Origin of the sequence: Kocuria oxytropis (genome assembly GCF_040981195.1) — a bacterium.
Taxonomy (GTDB): Bacteria; Actinomycetota; Actinomycetes; order Actinomycetales; family Micrococcaceae; genus Kocuria; species Kocuria oxytropis.
The window spans coordinates 253675-269755 of sequence record NZ_JAVFXA010000003.1; the positions used below are offsets into that span (position 1 = coordinate 253675).

Consider the following 16081-nt stretch of genomic DNA (forward strand, 5'->3'; position numbering starts at 1 on the left):
GGAATTCCACCTCATCTCAAATAGTCGTAGAACTTCGGTCTGAGCAGATCGGCGTGGATGATCCTCGTCGGTTCTCCGGCTGGTACGGCGACCAGCTCGAGGAGCCTGCCGTGTTGGTCGGGCCCGATGACCAGGAGGCGGTCTTCGCCCTGGTACTCGTACTCGACCAGACGGATCGCATTTACCCACGCGTGCTCGATGTCGGCGTCGTCGATGCCGTGCTTCCGCGCGGATCCCCGAACCTCCATTTCTCCAGTGTGCCGGACCGCCCCGGGCGTGTCAAGATGAAATTGACGCCAACCGCCATGATGGGCGCGCTCCGCCGCCGCGGGCTGGTGACGAGAAGGACGAACGGGCACGTCACACGCCTGTTCGCTGCTTGACCGATGAACGGGACCGGTTCCTTAATGGAGCCCAGGTCGGCCACGCCTGCGAGGAGAACCCGTTCCCGGTCACGTGGGCGATGACCAGGTGCTGCACCGATCGTTCGCGAGGAGTTCCTGATGGCCGCTGACCGAGCACTCCCCGAGGACTTCCACGCGCTGTACGACGCCGGCGTCCGTAACGCCCGCGGCACCGCGCCGCCGGCTGCTCCGGCTCCTGGGTCGCCGGGCCACCTCCGAATGGACGCGCAGCTCGGCGACCTGGAGGTGGACTACGACCAGGCGACCGCGCTGCCGAACCGCATCGCACGGCGGGCCCCGGCCGCCGGGCTGTCGGGGGAGGCGGGCGCATCGCCGGAGGAGACCGTCCAGCGCTTCGTCACCGAGCACGGCGACCTGTGGCGGCTGTCCGAGGCGGACGCGCAGGGCGTCACCATCGTGTCGGTGAGCGGACGGGGGCTGCGCACGGTGCAGCTCGTGCAGCGGGCCGACGGCCTGGAGGTCTTCAACTCCGAGGCGACGGCGGCCATCGGACCGGACGGCGACGTGATGTCCGTGGCCGGCCAGTTCTTTCCCGGCGCCGCGCAGGCGGCCGGTGCCCGCGCGGCCAGCACCACCACCGGCGTCACCACGGCGGAGGAGGCGATCGCGGTGGCGGCGTTCGACCTGACCGGGGTCGAGTACCCCGCCACGGCCTTCACCGGGACGAGCACGGCGAGCGCGGCGAGCGCCGAGGACGCCGGGGGTACTGAGACCGGCGACACCGCCGGTGGCGGCTACCGGTTCTACCGCTTCACCGAACCGGCCGGCGCCGAGCCGACCGACACCGAATCGGCTGGCACCGAACTGGCCGGCGCCGGGCGGCCGGCGTTCGAGCGGGAGGTCCGGGTGAAGGACGTGCTGTTCCCGCTGGGGGAGGAGCAGTTCACCCCCGGCTACTACCTGGAGCTGTGGATCGAGGGCTTCCCGGCGTTCAGCTACGTGATCGACGCGCTCGGGGAGCCGGAGGTGCTGTTCCGGAAGAACCTGCGGGCGGACGCCGCCTTCACCTACCGGGTGTTCAACACGGGGGACGCCCTGTTCCGCCCTGAGGACGGGCCGGCGCCCGGCTCGCCGCACCCGACCGGGCGCCCGGACGGGTTCCAGGCTCCCACCATCCCCGACCGGCTGGTCACGCTCGAGAGCCTGCTCCCGGGCGCCCCGTGGCTGCCCGAGGGCGCCTCGACCACCCGCGGCAACAACTGCATCGCCTACGCGGACGTCCGGGCCCCGGACGGGAGCAGCTCCGGTGACGTGGACGGCCGGGCCACCAGGGCGCGCACCTTCGACCACGCCTACGACCACGCCCGGCCCGCGAGCGACCCCACCAATCTGCAGGCCAGTCTCGTCGGGATGTTCTTCCACGTGAACTGGTTGCACGACCGCTGGTACGAGGCGGGCTTCGACGAGGCGGCCGGCAACGCCCAGCAGGTGAACCTCACGGGGGCGGGCCTCGGCGGGGACCCGATCCTGGCCGAGGGCAACGACTTCAGCGGCACCGACAACGCCAACATGCAGACCCCGGCCGACGGCGCCAGCCCGCGGATGCAGATGTACGAGTTCCGCGGCGTCGCCCCGCTGCCGTCCCGCACCAGCAACTTCGACGCGCTGATCACCTACCACGAGCTCGGGCACTACATCACCAATCGTCTCGTCGGCAACGCCACTGGGCTGGCCAACCAGCAGGGCCGGGCGATGGGCGAGGGCTGGGGCGATTTCTTCGCGATCACCATGACCTCCCAGGCCACCGACGAGTTCGGCACCGGCGCCTTCCCCGCCGGAGGGTGGACCGACCTCACCCCCACCTTTACGGACAACTACTACTTCTCCATCCGCCGCTACCCCTACTCCGCGGACCTGGGCAAGAACCCGCTGACGTTCAAGCACATCAGCAACGGGGTGGTGCTCCCGCCCGGCCCGCCGCGCCGTCCGCACGGCGGCGGGCCGAACAGCGAGGTGCACAACGCCGGCGAGGTCTGGTGCGCCGCCCTGTGGGAGGTGTTCGTCAACCTCGTCGCCGCCCACGGCCACGCCGAGGCCGAGCGCCGCGTGCTCGAGTACGTGGTCGGCGGGCTCAAGCTCACGCCCAGCATGCCGACCTTCACGCTCGCGCGGGACGGCATCGTCACCGCGGTCGCCGCACTGAACCCCGGGGACCTCGGCGCGGTGTGGCGCGGTTTCGCCAAGCGCGGCCTGGGCGCCGGCGCCGTGTCCCCGCCCAGCACGTCCACGTCGCTCGCGGGCGTGGTCGAGAGCTTCAGCACGCCGTAGGAGGCGCACCATGACGGCCCTCCGCTTCGACCTGGGGAAGACGCCGGGGAACGACGACGTGCCCCGCGCCGCGGCGCCGGACGCACTGCGGGCACTGACCGCCGCGGCCGCGGGCGCCGGCGCCGCCTGGACGCGGCTCGGCGACACGCTCCTGGTGACCGGGGCGCCGGCCCAGCTGGAGCGGACGGCCGCCGGCCGGACCCCCGCGGAGCGGATCGAGGTCCCCGCCGCCCGCCTGCACCTGGTGATCCAGAACGGCCGGCAGTTCCAACAGGCCCATCCCGAGGTCCCGGTCCTGGTCGACCGGGGACGCTTCCTCGTCGTCGACCTCGACCCCGCCGAGGCCGGGAGGTTCGTCGAGCCCTCCGAGCGGCACGTGCCGTGCTTCGGTGTCCGCCCCCTGCCGGCGAACACCGTGGTGTTCGAGCAGCGATCACCGGCACCGACACCGGCATCTGCACCGACACAGACGCGGGCCGCGGCGGAGCCGCTCGTCGCCTCCGTGTCCCGGGACGCGTTCGCAGCGGACCTGCGCACGCTCGCCGAGTTCCGGACGCGGCACTCGACGAGCACCGAGTTCCGCACCGCCCTCGACTGGGCCGAGGGCGTGCTGCGCGGCCTGGGCTTCGCGACCCGGACCCAGATGGTGGTTCTCCACGGCGGAAGCACGCAGAACCTCATCGCCGAGCGGCCGGGGCACGGCGGCGACGGCGGCGCGGTCCTCGTCACCGCGCATCTCGACTCGATCAACAGCAGGGACGGCGCCGCAGCCCCGGCCCCGGGCGCGGACGACAACGGGTCCGGCGCCGCCGGCGTGCTTGCCATCGCCCGGGCGCTACGGGACCACCCCGGCGCCCGCGATCTGCGGCTGATCCTGTTCGGGGGCGAGGAGCAGGGACTGTTCGGCAGCCGCCACTACGTCGCTGAGCTGGATCACCAGGCCCGCGAGCGCATCCACGCGGTGGTCAACATGGACATGATCGCGTCCCGGAACACGCCCGCGCCCACGGTGCTGCTCGAGGGCGCCACCGTGTCCCAGGCCGTGCTGGAGGAGCTGGCCGCCGCGGCGCAGGCGCACACCGGCCTGACCGTGCAGACCAGCCTAATGCCCTTCAACAGCGACCACGTGCCGTTCCTCGACGCAGGCATCCCCGCCGTGCTCACGATCGAGGGGGCCGACGGCGCCAACGACCGCATCCACACCGCCGGCGACACCCTGGAGCACGTCGACCATGACCTCGCCCTCGAGATCCTGCGGATGAACGTCGCCTACCTCGTCCAGGCCCTCGGGTCGGCCTGAGCCAGGACCGGCACCACCGGAGCGAGCGGGACGGCTGCTCAGGCGCCCACGTAGGCGGCGAGGTGCTCGCCCGTCAGCGTCGAGCGGGCGGCGACGAGCTCGGCGGGGGTCCCCTCGAAGACGATCCGGCCGCCGTCGTGGCCGGCGCCGGGGCCGAGGTCGATGATCCGGTCCGCGTGGGCCATGACCGCCTGGTGGTGCTCGATCACGATCACCGACTTGCCGGAGTCGACGAGCCGGTCGAGCAGCCCGAGCAGCTGCTGCACGTCGGCCAGGTGCAGGCCCGTGGTCGGTTCGTCGAGGACGTAGACGCCGCCCTTCTGGCCCAGGTGGGTGGCCAGCTTGAGTCGCTGGCGCTCGCCGCCGGAGAGCGTGGTGAGCGGCTGGCCGAGGCTGAGGTAACCCAGGCCCACATCGGCGAGCCGGTGCAGGATGGCGTGGGCGGCCGGGGTGCGCGCGTCGCCGGCGCCGAAGAACGCCTCGGCCTCCTCGACCGGCATCGCGAGCACGTCGGCGATGTTCCGCCCGCCCAGGGTGTACTCGAGCACCGCGGCCTGGAACCGCCGGCCCTCGCACTCCTCGCAGGTGGTGGCCACCCCGGCCATCATCACCAGATCGGTGTAGATGACGCCGGCACCGTTGCAGGCCGGGCAGGCGCCCTCCGAGTTGGCGCTGAACAGCGCCGGCTTCACCCCGTTGGCCTTGGCGAAGGCCTTGCGGATCGGGTCCAGCAGCCCCGTGTAGGTGGCCGGGTTGCTGCGGCGGGAGCCGCGGATGGCGCCCTGGTCGATCGAGACCACTCCTTCCCGGCCGAGCACCGAGCCGGTGATCAGCGAGCTCTTGCCGGAGCCGGCCACCCCGGTCAGCACCGTGAGCACGCCGAGCGGGATGTCGACGTCGACGGACCGCAGGTTGTGGGTGTCGGCGCCGCGCACCTCCAGCACCCCGGTGGGGGTGCGCACGGAAGCCTTCAGGGCGGCGCGGTCGTCAAGGTGCCGCCCGGTGAGGGTGTCACCGGCGCGCAGCCCCGCCACGGTGCCCTCGTAGCAGACGGTGCCGCCGGCGGTGCCGGCGCCGGGGCCGAGGTCGACCACGTGGTCGGCGATCGCGATGGTCTCCGGCTTGTGCTCCACGACCAGCACCGTGTTGCCCTTGTCCCGCAGGCGCAGCAGGAGCTGGTTCATCCGCTGGATGTCGTGCGGGTGCAGTCCGATGGTCGGCTCGTCGAAGACGTAGGTGACGTCGGTGAGCGAGGAGCCGAGGTGGCGGATCATCTTGGTGCGCTGGGCCTCGCCGCCGGAGAGCGTGCCCGAGGGCCGGCTCAGCGAGAGGTAGCCGAGCCCGATCTCCACGAACGAGTCGAGGGTCTCGCCGAGTGCGGTCAGCAGCGGCGCCACGGACGGCTCGTCCAGGGCGCGCACCCACGCGGCGAGGTCGCTGATCTGCATCGCGCAGGCGTCGGCGATGCTGATCCCCTGGATCTTGGAGGACCGGGCCGCCGCGCTGAGCCGGGTGCCGCCGCACTCGGGGCACGCGGTGAACGTCACGGCTCGCTCCACGAAGGCGCGGATGTGCGGTTGCAGGGCGTTCACGTCCTTGGACAGGAAGGACTTCTGGATCCGGGGGATGAGGCCCTCGTAGGTGAGGTTGATGTCGTCGACCTTGATCTTGGTCGGCTCCCGATGCAGCAGGTCGTGCAGCTCCGTGTCGGTGTAGTCGCGGAGCGGCTTGTCCGGGTCGAAGTAGCCGCAGCCGCGGAAGATGCGGCCGTACCACCCTTCCATGCTGTAGCCGGGGATCGTCAGCGCACCCTCGTTGAGGGACTTGGAGTCGTCGTAGAGCGCCGTGAGGTCGACGTCGTTGACCCGGCCCATGCCCTCGCAGCGCGGGCACATGCCGCCGGTGATGGAGAAGCTGCGCCGCTCCTTGACGGTCTTCCCGCCGCGCTCCATGGTCACGGCACCGGCGCCACTGATCGAGGCGACGTTGAAGGAGAACGCCTTGGCAGTGCCGATGTGCGGATTCCCCAGGCGGCTGAAGAGGATCCGCAGCATCGCGTCGGCGTCGGTGGCGGTGCCCACGGTGGAGCGGGCGTTGGCGCCCATCCGCTCCTGGTCCACGATGATCGCGGTGGTGAGGCCGTCGAGGACGTCGACGTCGGGTCGGGCCTGGGTGGGCATGAAGCCCTGCACGAAGGTGCTGTAGGTCTCGTTGATCAGCCGCTGCGACTCCGCGGCGATCGTGGCGAACACCAGGGAGCTCTTGCCGGAGCCGGAGATCCCGGTGAACACGGTGAGCCGGCGCTTGGGGAGCTCCACGCTGATGTCCCGGAGGTTGTTCTCGCGGGCGCCCTGGACGCGGATCAGGTCGTGGCGGTCGGCCACGTGCGGCGCGGAAGGCCGCGCAGAGGACGATGCAGGGGAGTGCGGGTCCTGGCTCGGGGGTGTGCTCATCGTGTCTCCATCCCTGGGGCGCCTGCGTCAGGACTCCCGACGACGCGGCCCGGTTCGATCCGACCGGTTCCGAGCTTACGTCCGGTCCGCCCGCCGCTCGAGGATTCAGCGCCGCCGACAGCGGAGCCGCTCAGGGCAGAGCCGCGCACAGCAGAAACGGGTTCCGCGCGAGGGAGCCCGGGTCCACGCTGGGCCCATGAACACCACCACCGCACCACCCCGGACCCCGATCGACGACGAGCTCGCCTCCCGGCTGCTGGAGCAGCGCATCATCGTGCTGGGCGCCGAGCTGGACCAGGCCACCGGCAACCGGCTGTGCACGCAGCTGCTGCTGCTCTCCGCCCAGGACCCGCGGCGGGACATCAGCCTCTGGATCAACTCCCCGGGCGGCTCCGTCCCGTCCATGCTCGCGATCATGGACGTCATGCGGATCATCCCCAACGACGTGTCCACCCTGGCCATGGGACTGGCCTGCAGCGCCGGGCAGTTCCTGCTCTCGGCCGGCACCCCGGGCAAGCGCAGCGCCCTGCCGCACGCCCGGATCCTGCTGCACCAGGGCTCGGCCGGGATCGGCGGCACGGCCGTGGACATCGCCATCCAGGCCGAGGACCTGCGCCACACCCGGGACACCGTGCTCGGGCTCATCGCCGAGCACACCGGTCAGCCGCTCGAGCGGATCGTAGCCGACTCCCAGCGGGACCGCTGGTTCACCGCCGAGGAGGCCCTCGCCTACGGCTTCGTGGACCGGGTCATCGCCGGGCTCGACGACGTGCGGCCCCGCTCCGCCGCCACGGCCGCCGCGGGGGTGGGGTCGTGAGCAGCTACGCCGTGCCCTACGTCGTCGAACGCACGCCGAACGGCGAGCGCAGCATGGACGTCTTCAGCCGGCTGCTGGTGGAGCGGATCGTCTACCTCGGCACCGAGATCGACGACGGGGTGGCCAACGTCCTGATCGCCCAGCTGCTCTACCTGGACTCCTACGGCTCCGATCAGCCGATCGGCTTCTACATCAACTCCCCGGGCGGTTCCACCACAGCGATGCTCGCCGTCTACGACGCCATGCAGCACGTGGGCGCGCCCGTGGAGACCACCTGTGTGGGCCAGGCGGCCTCGGCCGCCGCGGTGCTGCTGGCCGCCGGCGCCCCGGGGCGGCGCTCGGTGCTGCCCCACGCCCGGGTGGTGCTGCACCAGCCGGCCGCGCAGGGCCAGGGCACCATCCCGGACCTCATCCTCGAGGCCGAGGAGATCGCCCGCACCCGGGAGCAGCTGGAGCAGGTGCTCGCCCGGCACACCGGGCGCAGCGCACAACAGATCCGGGAGGACACCGACCGGGACCTCGTGCTCACCGCCGAGGAGGCGGTGGCCTACGGGGTGGCCGACCGGGTCGTGACCCCGCGGGAGGCCCGGGCCCGGTGAGACCGGGGGGACCGGGGTGAGCGCTCAGACGGCCAGGGCCACCGGCCCGGCCAGGCAGACCGGACCGCCCCGGACGGCACGGGCGGCCGGGGCGCTGTGGAGCAGCACCCCGGTGGTCCCCTCGGTGAGATCAACGAGATTCAGTCCCAGGGCACCGACCACCGCGGCGATGATTTCCGACGAGGGGTCCTTCACCCCGCGCTCGATCTCGGAGAGGTACTGCGTGGAGACCCCGGAGACGCGGGCCACCTGCGCCAGCGTCAACCCCTGCGCCAGGCGGTGGCGGCGCAGGAACATCCCCAGCACGGACCGCCACAGCGGGTCCACGGGCGCTCGCGGCGCGGCACGCTCCCTCGGCGCGGGCGACGGGAGGTAGGCCGGCGACGAAACGGATGTGGGGCGGACCACGCTGCTCATGGGCTCATGGTAGATCCGCCCCGGGCCGCGAGCGCCGCCGCTCTGCTGTGAGCAGACGACGCCGTGGGCGTCAGGTCGAGGAGCATGCACCTTCTTGACCGGCAACCAAAAGGTTGCCTAATCTGGTGGCGTGGACATCGTGTTCCAGGCCCTGGCCCATCCCGCGCGGCGGATCCTCCTCGTGGAACTCGCCGCGCGGGACGACCAGAGCCTCTTCGAGCTCACCGTGCGGCTCATCAACGACCACGGCCTGGCCATGACCCGCCAGGCCGTGACCAAGCACCTGGCCGTGCTGCGCGAGGCCGGCCTGGTGACCACCACCGTCCAGGGGCGCACCACGGTGCACCACCTGGACACCTCCCCGCTCACCGACGCGCGGCAGTGGATGGACTCCCTGCCGCCCCCGCCGAAGGACACGCCGTGATCATCACCTACGCCTCCGTCTTCGTGGACGACCAGCAGAAGGCCCTGGAGTTCTACACCGACAAGCTCGGCTTCCAGCTCAAGGTCGACGTGCCGACCGGCCCCTACCGGTGGCTGACCGTCGTCTCGCCGCAGGCCCCGGACGGGGTGCAGCTGCTGCTCGAGCCCTCTGAGCACCCGGCCGTCCACCCGTTCAAGGACGCCCTGGTGGCCGACGGCATCCCGTTCAACAGCTTCGGCGTGGAGGACGTGCAGGCCGAGTACGAGCGGCTCACCTCCCTGGGCGTGCGCTTCGTGCAGGAGCCGACCGCGATGGGCCCGGTCACCACCGCGGTGCTCGACGACACCTGCGGCAATCTCATCCAGATCGCCCAGCTGAACGTCCCGGAGGCGGCCGGGCAGTAGTACAGGCATCTGGCGGAAATGGCCAATGTCATGCCAGACACGCGCGCACGATTATGGTCATGTGTCGCGTGTCTACGTGCGGCAGCCCGTGACGAAATGGAGCCATGACTCATGGCCGCTGATGCGCTAACGACGCCAGAAGCTCGCGGGGAGGATTGAGTGGTTGACGCGGTCGAGTTCCACCAGAACCGCCGATCAGTGTCCAATCCGCCGGTGCGCTGACGCGTTGGTCCACCGCGAGTCCGGATGGTCGATGAGGCGGCGCGTGACTGGATAACGTATCCGTGCACTTGTTCCGGCGCCTCCAACGGATGGTGCTATGGAGCGCCAGTCGTGGCACAGCGGAGACGAACTGCGTCCCCTCTTATTGCCTGGATCGAGAAGTACAAGCGCCGATAGCGATGACAGAATATTCACCTTCGCACAGGTTAAATAGCTGTGACGCCCTTATTCAGATGCATACTCGACGGTATTTATCACGTTCTTGTCACCATCGAGTTGCTCCATTGCTTGTGTTAAGCAGATTTGTTCATGCTGAGCGAGGCAATGCACCAGTCCCGTCACCAGCACGGGAGCAACTAAGGGGGAACCATGCACGCAAGAATGAAAGTGGCTCGGGGAATCAGTGTGGCTGCGACGGCAACTCTGCTGGGCGGGGCGACATTGATGGGCATGACACCCGCCTACGCCGCCCCCACTTTCGTGCTACCACCGAAAGATGCGTGCGAAGCCCAGGGATTCTCTCTGGGAGTTGAATTCGTCGGAGACGCTCCTGAGATTCGGGAGTTCTTCGACAAAAAGGGCAACAAAGTGCGCGAAATTCAAGCTGGCCGTGGTAGGACGATTGTCTACACCAACGAAACGACCCCAACCGCGGATGACACCATCACGGTTAAGACCCCGGGGTCTGTCACTCGACGCGAGTTCAACTCCGACGGCTCTTACACTGCCTACGCGACCGGGTTCAACGGACTAATCCTCACTTCTGGCGACGAGGGCGACCCGAGCGCCAAGCACTACAAGGGCCGCCTGGTGTACACCGTCAGCGCGGACGAGGTGTTCGAATTCGTCAGCTTTAGGGGTCAGGAGCGCGATATTTGCGCAGAGCTGGATTCTCTCGCCTAAACGACCCAGTAGTTAATGTCGCATATTCATGGATCAGCACCTGCTGGACCGATCGAGAGATCGGTCCAGCAGGTGCTGATCCAAAGTTCAAACGTGCTACGTGCCGCGTCGACAGATCAACACGTACTCCCACCTGCCTTTCCCAGCGACGGCTCTTTCGAGGTCGAACCCAGACCAAACTCTTAAAGTTCAATTTAAGGGACTATTCCCACTTTTGAACAGGTGACGATCATGGCGGCCGTGACGAGGCAGAAGTTCTTCTGCGGCTGATCAGGGACCAGTTATGAATGTTGATAGAAACGGTGACCCCGCCTCTTGCGCCGATAAAAAATGAGCCGACCGGCACGCGGTGGGTCGAGGACCGCACGGTGGACGGGGACCTTATTTGAGGCCGAAGACGACATTGCCTATAACCACTGCTCATTGAGCTGGGATTCGTCCCGGGATCGTCCCGAGCGCCGAGTTCGTACCTGTCAGGAATCCGGGGCGCGGAAGAGACTCCACCACACCGTATTTGAGCCGCTCGGCCGTGGTGGTCTGATCGGCTCGTCGGAGGTGCCTTTGGACTCGTGAGCGTCCGGGCAAATAAGAGTCATTGCTAAAAAGCGGGGCGCCTTTCCTATTGGGAAAGGCGCCCCGCGGACAGCCGAGCCAAGTTCGGCCGAGGTCAGTGCCCCGTCGACGTGGACCCGGTGGACGAGCCCGACCGGCCCCAGGCCTCGAGCCCGAAGGTCTCGTGCTCGGCAGAGCCCGGGACGTCCGGCTGCTCGGGGCGCGTGGGCGCAGGCGCCGCGTCCTCGGCCGCCGGAGCCGTGGGCTCCTGCTGGGCCCGCGGAGCGGCGGGCGGCTGGGCCGCGGCGGGCTCCGGTCGCAGCTCGGTGCCCCACGGCTGGTGCTTGCCGACCGGGGCGGGGACGACCGGCTGCGCGCCGGTCTTCGGCGCCGCCTTCTCGTCCGCGTTCGCGTAATAGGACTTGCCGTAGTAGCCGTAGTAACCGGCGTCCGCACCGGTGGTGGGCACCCGGTTGAGCACCACACCGAGGACGTTGCCGCGGACCTGGTGCAGGTTCTCCAGGGCCTTGGACAGCTCGTCCGTGGTGGTCTTCTGCGCGGTGGCCACGATGAGCGCGCCGTCGGCGGAGGCCGTGAGCAGCGCCGCGTCGGTGACCGGCAGCAGCGGGGGAGCGTCCACCAGGACCAGGGCGTCCTCGGCGAGGGTCTCGAGCATGGTGTGCATGGCCTTCGAGGACAGCAGCTCCGTGGGGTTGGGTGCGGTCTTCCCGGCGCCGAGCACCTGCAGGTTCGGGAAGGCGTCGTAGGTCTGGAGGACCTCCTCCACCTGCACCTGCCCGGTCAGCACGTCGGTGACGCCCACGCCGGCCACGAGGCCGAACAGATCGGTCATCACGGGGCGGCGGAGGTCGCCGTCCACAACGACGACGTTGCGCCCCGTCGAGGCGATGGCCACCGCCAGGTTGGCCGTGATCGAGGACTTGCCCTCACCCGGCAGGGACGAGGTCACCACGATCATCTTGGGCGGGTTGTCCACGGAGACGAAGCTGAGGTTGGTGCGCAGCTCGCGCAGGGCCTCGGCGAACTCGTGGTGGCCTCGGCCGGCGGAGATGCCGGTCTCGACGATCGCGCGGTGGTCGGACAGCCGGTCGTCGGTCGGAATGACACCGAGCACCGAGACGCCGAAGCCGTCCCGGATCTCCTCGACCGACTTGATGCGGCGGTCCATCTTGTACCGGGCGAAGGCGTACAGCAGACCCAGCCCGAGACCGCCCACGAAGCCGAGGGCCAGGTTGAGCTTGAGGTTCGGCGAGGACGGTGCCAGCGGCAGGGAGGCGTTGCTCAGCGGCTGGACGGCCACGCGGTTGATCGCGTCCTCGTCGCCCTGGCTCTCGAGCTCCTGCACCTGACCGGCCAGTGCCACGACCCAGGCGTTGGCCAGGTCGGCCGCCTCCGTCGGGTCCTCGGCGTCGGCGGTGATGCGCAGCTCCGGGGTGTCCACGGGGACATCAGTGGCGATGCGCGGCAGGATCTGCTCCGGCGTGGCGTCGAGGTCGAGCTCGTCGATCACCGCCTCGGCGACCGGCCGGGAGGTGGCCAGCGACTCGTAGGACACGGCTTTGGACTGCGCCAGGTTGTTGCCCGCCAGTGCGCTGGCCAGATCCTGCTCACCCGTGGCGACGACCAGACCCGACGCAGTGGCCGAGTAGATCTTCGGCTGGAGAAGCGTCCAGCCGAGCGCCAGCAAGGTGCACAGCAGGGTGATCAGCGTGATGGCCCGCCAGTGCGTGCGCACGAGCCGGAGGAGGTCCCGTGCATCGAGAGCGGGGGCTTCCCGCTCTGCGTCAAGGTGCTCCATGGTTCTCCTCGGGATCGGCTCGGGGGTGGGGGAATGGGTAGAAGTCACTCGCGGATGCCGTCCTGGTGCTCTCGGAACCACTCGACGGTGGACCGGAGCCCCTCGCGCAGGGGGATGCGGGCGGTCCAGCCCGCGTCGGCGAGCTTGGTGACGTCCATGAGCTTGCGCGGGGTGCCGTCGGGCTTGGTGGTGTCCCACTCGATCCGACCCTCGTAGCCGACGGCCTCGGCGACGAGACCGGCGAGTTCCTTGATGGTGACGTCGGTGCCGGTGCCCACGTTGACGTGCTCTGCCCCGTCGTAGTGCTCGAGCAGGTGCAGGCAGGCCTCGGCCATGTCGTCGACGTGCAGGAACTCCCGCAGCGGGGAGCCGGTGCCCCAGTTGGTCACTGACTCCGCCCCGGACAGCCGGGCTTCTTCGTAGCGGCGGATCATGGCGGGCAGCACGTGGGAACCGGTGGGGGAGAAGTTGTCCCCGGGCCCGTAGAGGTTGGTCGGCATCGCCGAGATCCAGGGCAGCCCGTACTGGCGGCGGACGGCCTGGATCTGGAGGATCCCGGCGATCTTGGCGATGGCGTAGGCGTCGTTGGTGGGTTCCAGGTGCCCGGTGAGGAGGTATTCCTCCTTCAGCGGCTGGGGCGCCAGCTTCGGGTAGATGCAGGAGGACCCCAGGAACAGGACCCGTTTGACCCCGTGCTCGAGGGCGGCGTCGAGGACGTTGACCTGGATCCGCAGGTTTTCCGACAGGAAGTCCACGGGAAAGGTGTTGTTGGCGAGGATCCCGCCGACCTTCGCCGCGGCCAGCACCACGTACCGGGGCTTGGCCTCGGCGAAGAACGCGAAGACGGCGTCCCGGTCCTTCAGATCCAGCTCGGTCGAGGTGCGGCCGATGAGGTCGGTGAACCCCTCGGACTGGAGTCTGCGCCAGATGGCGGAGCCGACCAGGCCCCGGTGGCCGGCCACGTAGAACGGGGCGGTGCGGTCGAGCGGGCCGGGGGTGAACGAGGCGGTCGCGTCGGCGGTCTTCTCGGTGGTGTCTGCTGTCATGGTGGGGTCCTGTCTCACTTGGCCCAGGAGGCGAGGTCGACGGTGTCGATCCAGGCGTCGTTCTCGAGCAGGGCGATGTCGGCGTCGACCATGAGCTTCGCGAGTTCGGGGGCCTTGACGGTGGCTTCCCAGCCGAGCTTGTCCTTGGCCTTGGCGGGGTCCCCGATGAGGGCGTCGACCTCGGTGGGTCGCAGGTAGCGCTCGTCGAACTCGACGTGCTCGCGCCAGTCGAGGCCGGCGTGGTCGAAGGAGATCTCCAGGAACTCCCGGACCGTGCACGGGTGGCCGGTGGCGAGCACGAAGTCCTCGGGCTCGTCGGCCTGGAGCATCCGCCACATGCCCTCGACGTACTCGGCGGCGTAGCCCCAGTCGCGGATGGCCTGGAGGTTGCCCATGTAGAGCTTGTCCTGGGTGCCGGCCTTGATCGCTGCCACGGCCCGGGTGATCTTGCGGGTCACGAAGGTCTCGCCGCGGCGGGGGGACTCGTGGTTGAAGAGGATCCCGTTGACGGCGTACATGTCGTAGGCCTCGCGGTAGTTCTTGGTGATCCAGTAGGAGTAGATCTTCGCCGCCCCGTAGGGGGAGCGGGGGTAGAAGGGGGTGTCCTCGTGCTGCGGGGGCGGAGTCGCGCCGTAGAGCTCGGAGGTGGAGGCCTGGTAGTAGCGGGCGTCCACATTGGCCAGGCGCATCGCTTCGAGCAGCCGCACGGTGCCCAGGCCGGTGGTGTCCCCGGTGTGCTCGGGCTCTTCGAAGGAGACCTTCACGTGGGACTGGGCGGCGAGGTTGTAGACCTCGTCGGGGCGGATCTGCGCCATCAGCGTCACCAAACGAGATCCGTCAGAGAGGTCGCCGTAGTGCAGGAACAGCCTCGCATCCGATTCGTGCGGGTCCGAGTACAGGTGGTCGATCCGGTGGGTGTTGAACGTCGAGGCGCGACGGATCAGCCCGTGCACCTCGTAGCCCTTGGCGAGCAGCAGCTCCGCCAGGTAGGAGCCGTCCTGACCGGTGATCCCGGTGATGAAAGCCTTCTTGGGGGTGGCGTGCATGATCGTCCTTCGGGGGGATGAGGCGTGGGCCGTTGAGGGGACAGCTTTATGCTAGTGAATGAACGGGCAAAGCCGGTGATCAGCGCCGGACATGTTGCGTCAAAGATCGGAGCACCTCGTCCCACCGACGCATCGCGGCGTCCGCGGCGAGGTGCTCCGCAACATATCCGGGACCGCGCCCGCCGATCTCCGAGGCCACAGCCCGGTCACTGCCGAGTTCCTCAGCGGCCTGCAGCAGTCCCGCGGGGTCGCCGGAAGGAACCACCCTGCCGGCCCCGGAGGACTCGATCTCGCCGGCGGACGAGCTCTCGTCGTCCACCGCAGCCAGGACAGGACGCCCGGTCGCGAAGTAGGACGTGAGCTTGCTCGGAACGCACATCTCCCGGAGCTCGGGCTTCTCATTGACGAGGAGGACGTCCGCTGCGGCCAAGGCCGCGGTGTACTCCTCGTCGGGCAGGGGATCGACGAACTCGAGGCTCTCCACACCGGCGGCCAGCTCTTTAAGTCGCGGCAACTGGCTGCCTGCGCCGAGCAGGACGAACCGGACACGGGAGTTCCGCTCATCGGCCAGCCGGGCGGCGTCCACCACGTTCTCGAGGTACTGCTTCACGCCCATGTTGCCCGCGTGGAGCACGACCACCTCGTCCTCGGACCAGCCCCGACTGGTGCGGACCGCCGCGGTGTCGATCGCGTGCTGCGGGGTGATATGGGACCAGTTCCGGTGGATAAGTGCCCGCTCTGAAGCCACACCCAGCTCGTTGACCGCATGGCGGCGGAACCGGTCGTGAATGACGATCACGCGGTCCATGGCGCGGAGGACCAGTCCCTCAACCTGTCGCATGACGGGAGCCAGAGCGGCGGCCGAGGTGTGCACCTCCTCGAGGCCACGGGAGTACAGGTCCTGGATCCAGATCGCCGTCCCGGGACGGCGCCGGCCGAGTTTGGCCCGCAGAGCTGCCACGCCCGAGGAGAACAGCCCGGGGTTCACGAAGAGCACCACGTCGGGGCGACCCCAGTTCGCTACTGCCGCGCGGACACCGAAGTGGACTTCCATGAGCAGCCGGTTGAGCAGCTTCGGCTCCGCGGGCACGTAGTGACGCAGGCGCAGGATGTGGACCCCGCCGTGATCCTCTTCCAGCGTCCGGCCTTCGTAGCCGTCATAAACCTGCCACTGCGGGTAGTGCGGAAAACCGGTGAGGACCCGGACGTCCCACCCGAGCTCGCTCATGCCCTCGGCGAGGGCCGTGGTGTAGGGAGCGTTGCCGCTGGACTCGGGAGCGTAGTTGATGCCGATGATCGTCAAACGAGGGGGCATGGAGATGCTTTCGTCACACTGGGAGCAACGCCGAGGGGGATCAGCGGCCCACCGGAGGGGATGGGGTATAA

At 69.3% G+C, this 16081-nt stretch carries 14 protein-coding genes; 8 read left to right on the forward strand and 6 right to left on the reverse strand.

All coding sequences use genetic code 11. From position 1 onward, the window contains the following. Positions 1-53 precede the first annotated feature (53 nt). From QYM41_RS05075 to QYM41_RS05085, 3 genes are all read left to right on the forward strand, one after another. Complete coding sequence (locus QYM41_RS05075) at positions 54-383, forward strand: hypothetical protein (protein ID WP_368798660.1); 330 nt, start codon at positions 54-56, stop codon at positions 381-383. A gap of 120 nt (positions 384-503) precedes the next feature. Further along, positions 504-2693: a M36 family metallopeptidase gene (locus tag QYM41_RS05080; protein ID WP_368798661.1), complete on the forward strand. Its 2190-nt coding sequence runs from the start codon at positions 504-506 to the stop codon at positions 2691-2693. Positions 2694-2703: 10 nt separating this feature from the next. Further along, positions 2704-3993 (forward strand): M28 family metallopeptidase, encoded by a 1290-nt coding sequence (locus tag QYM41_RS05085; RefSeq protein WP_368798662.1) that lies wholly within the window; start codon positions 2704-2706, stop codon positions 3991-3993. 38 nt (positions 3994-4031) lie between these two features. Here the strand turns inward: QYM41_RS05085 and QYM41_RS05090 are convergent, their stop codons facing one another. Then, complete coding sequence (locus QYM41_RS05090) at positions 4032-6446, reverse strand: ATP-binding cassette domain-containing protein (RefSeq protein WP_368798663.1); 2415 nt, start codon at positions 6444-6446, stop codon at positions 4032-4034. Positions 6447-6642: 196 nt separating this feature from the next. On the opposite strand from QYM41_RS05090, the gene QYM41_RS05095 reads away from it, so the two are divergent. Then, positions 6643-7263 (forward strand): ClpP family protease, encoded by a 621-nt coding sequence (locus QYM41_RS05095; protein WP_368798664.1) that lies wholly within the window; start codon positions 6643-6645, stop codon positions 7261-7263. After that, positions 7260-7862, forward strand: a complete 603-nt coding sequence (locus QYM41_RS05100; RefSeq protein WP_368798665.1) for a ClpP family protease — start codon at positions 7260-7262, stop codon at positions 7860-7862. Before QYM41_RS05095 ends, QYM41_RS05100 begins: the two co-directional genes overlap by 4 nt. A gap of 24 nt (positions 7863-7886) precedes the next feature. Here QYM41_RS05100 and QYM41_RS05105 read toward each other — a convergent pair whose 3' ends face one another. Further along, positions 7887-8279, reverse strand: a complete 393-nt coding sequence (locus QYM41_RS05105) for a helix-turn-helix domain-containing protein (protein WP_368798666.1) — start codon at positions 8277-8279, stop codon at positions 7887-7889. Between the two features lie 130 nt (positions 8280-8409). On the opposite strand from QYM41_RS05105, the gene QYM41_RS05110 reads away from it, so the two are divergent. The 3 genes from QYM41_RS05110 (at position 8410) to QYM41_RS05120 (ending at position 10232) form a co-directional block, all read left to right on the forward strand. Further along, entirely contained in the window at positions 8410-8703 is a 294-nt protein-coding gene (locus QYM41_RS05110; RefSeq protein WP_368798667.1) for an ArsR/SmtB family transcription factor, read from the forward strand. Next, positions 8700-9107 carry a VOC family protein gene (locus QYM41_RS05115; protein ID WP_368798668.1) on the forward strand — a complete coding sequence of 136 codons (408 nt, stop codon included), beginning with the start codon at positions 8700-8702 and terminating at the stop codon, positions 9105-9107. Before QYM41_RS05110 ends, QYM41_RS05115 begins: the two co-directional genes overlap by 4 nt. 591 nt (positions 9108-9698) lie before the next feature. Beyond that, positions 9699-10232 carry a hypothetical protein gene (locus tag QYM41_RS05120; protein ID WP_368798669.1) on the forward strand — a complete coding sequence of 178 codons (534 nt, stop codon included), beginning with the start codon at positions 9699-9701 and terminating at the stop codon, positions 10230-10232. A gap of 667 nt (positions 10233-10899) precedes the next feature. Here QYM41_RS05120 and QYM41_RS05125 read toward each other — a convergent pair. From QYM41_RS05125 to QYM41_RS05140, 4 genes are all read right to left on the reverse strand, one after another. Continuing rightward, positions 10900-12603, reverse strand: a complete 1704-nt coding sequence (locus tag QYM41_RS05125) for a tyrosine-protein kinase domain-containing protein (protein ID WP_368798670.1) — start codon at positions 12601-12603, stop codon at positions 10900-10902. Positions 12604-12647: 44 nt separating this feature from the next. Beyond that, positions 12648-13649 (reverse strand): GDP-L-fucose synthase family protein, encoded by a 1002-nt coding sequence (locus tag QYM41_RS05130; protein WP_368798671.1) that lies wholly within the window; start codon positions 13647-13649, stop codon positions 12648-12650. A 14-nt stretch (positions 13650-13663) separates the two neighbouring features. Further along, positions 13664-14695, reverse strand: a complete 1032-nt coding sequence (gene gmd / locus QYM41_RS05135; RefSeq protein WP_368798672.1) for a GDP-mannose 4,6-dehydratase — start codon at positions 14693-14695, stop codon at positions 13664-13666. Positions 14696-14774: 79 nt separating this feature from the next. Continuing rightward, complete coding sequence (locus QYM41_RS05140) at positions 14775-16010, reverse strand: glycosyltransferase (RefSeq protein WP_368798673.1); 1236 nt, start codon at positions 16008-16010, stop codon at positions 14775-14777. Positions 16011-16081 lie beyond the last annotated feature (71 nt).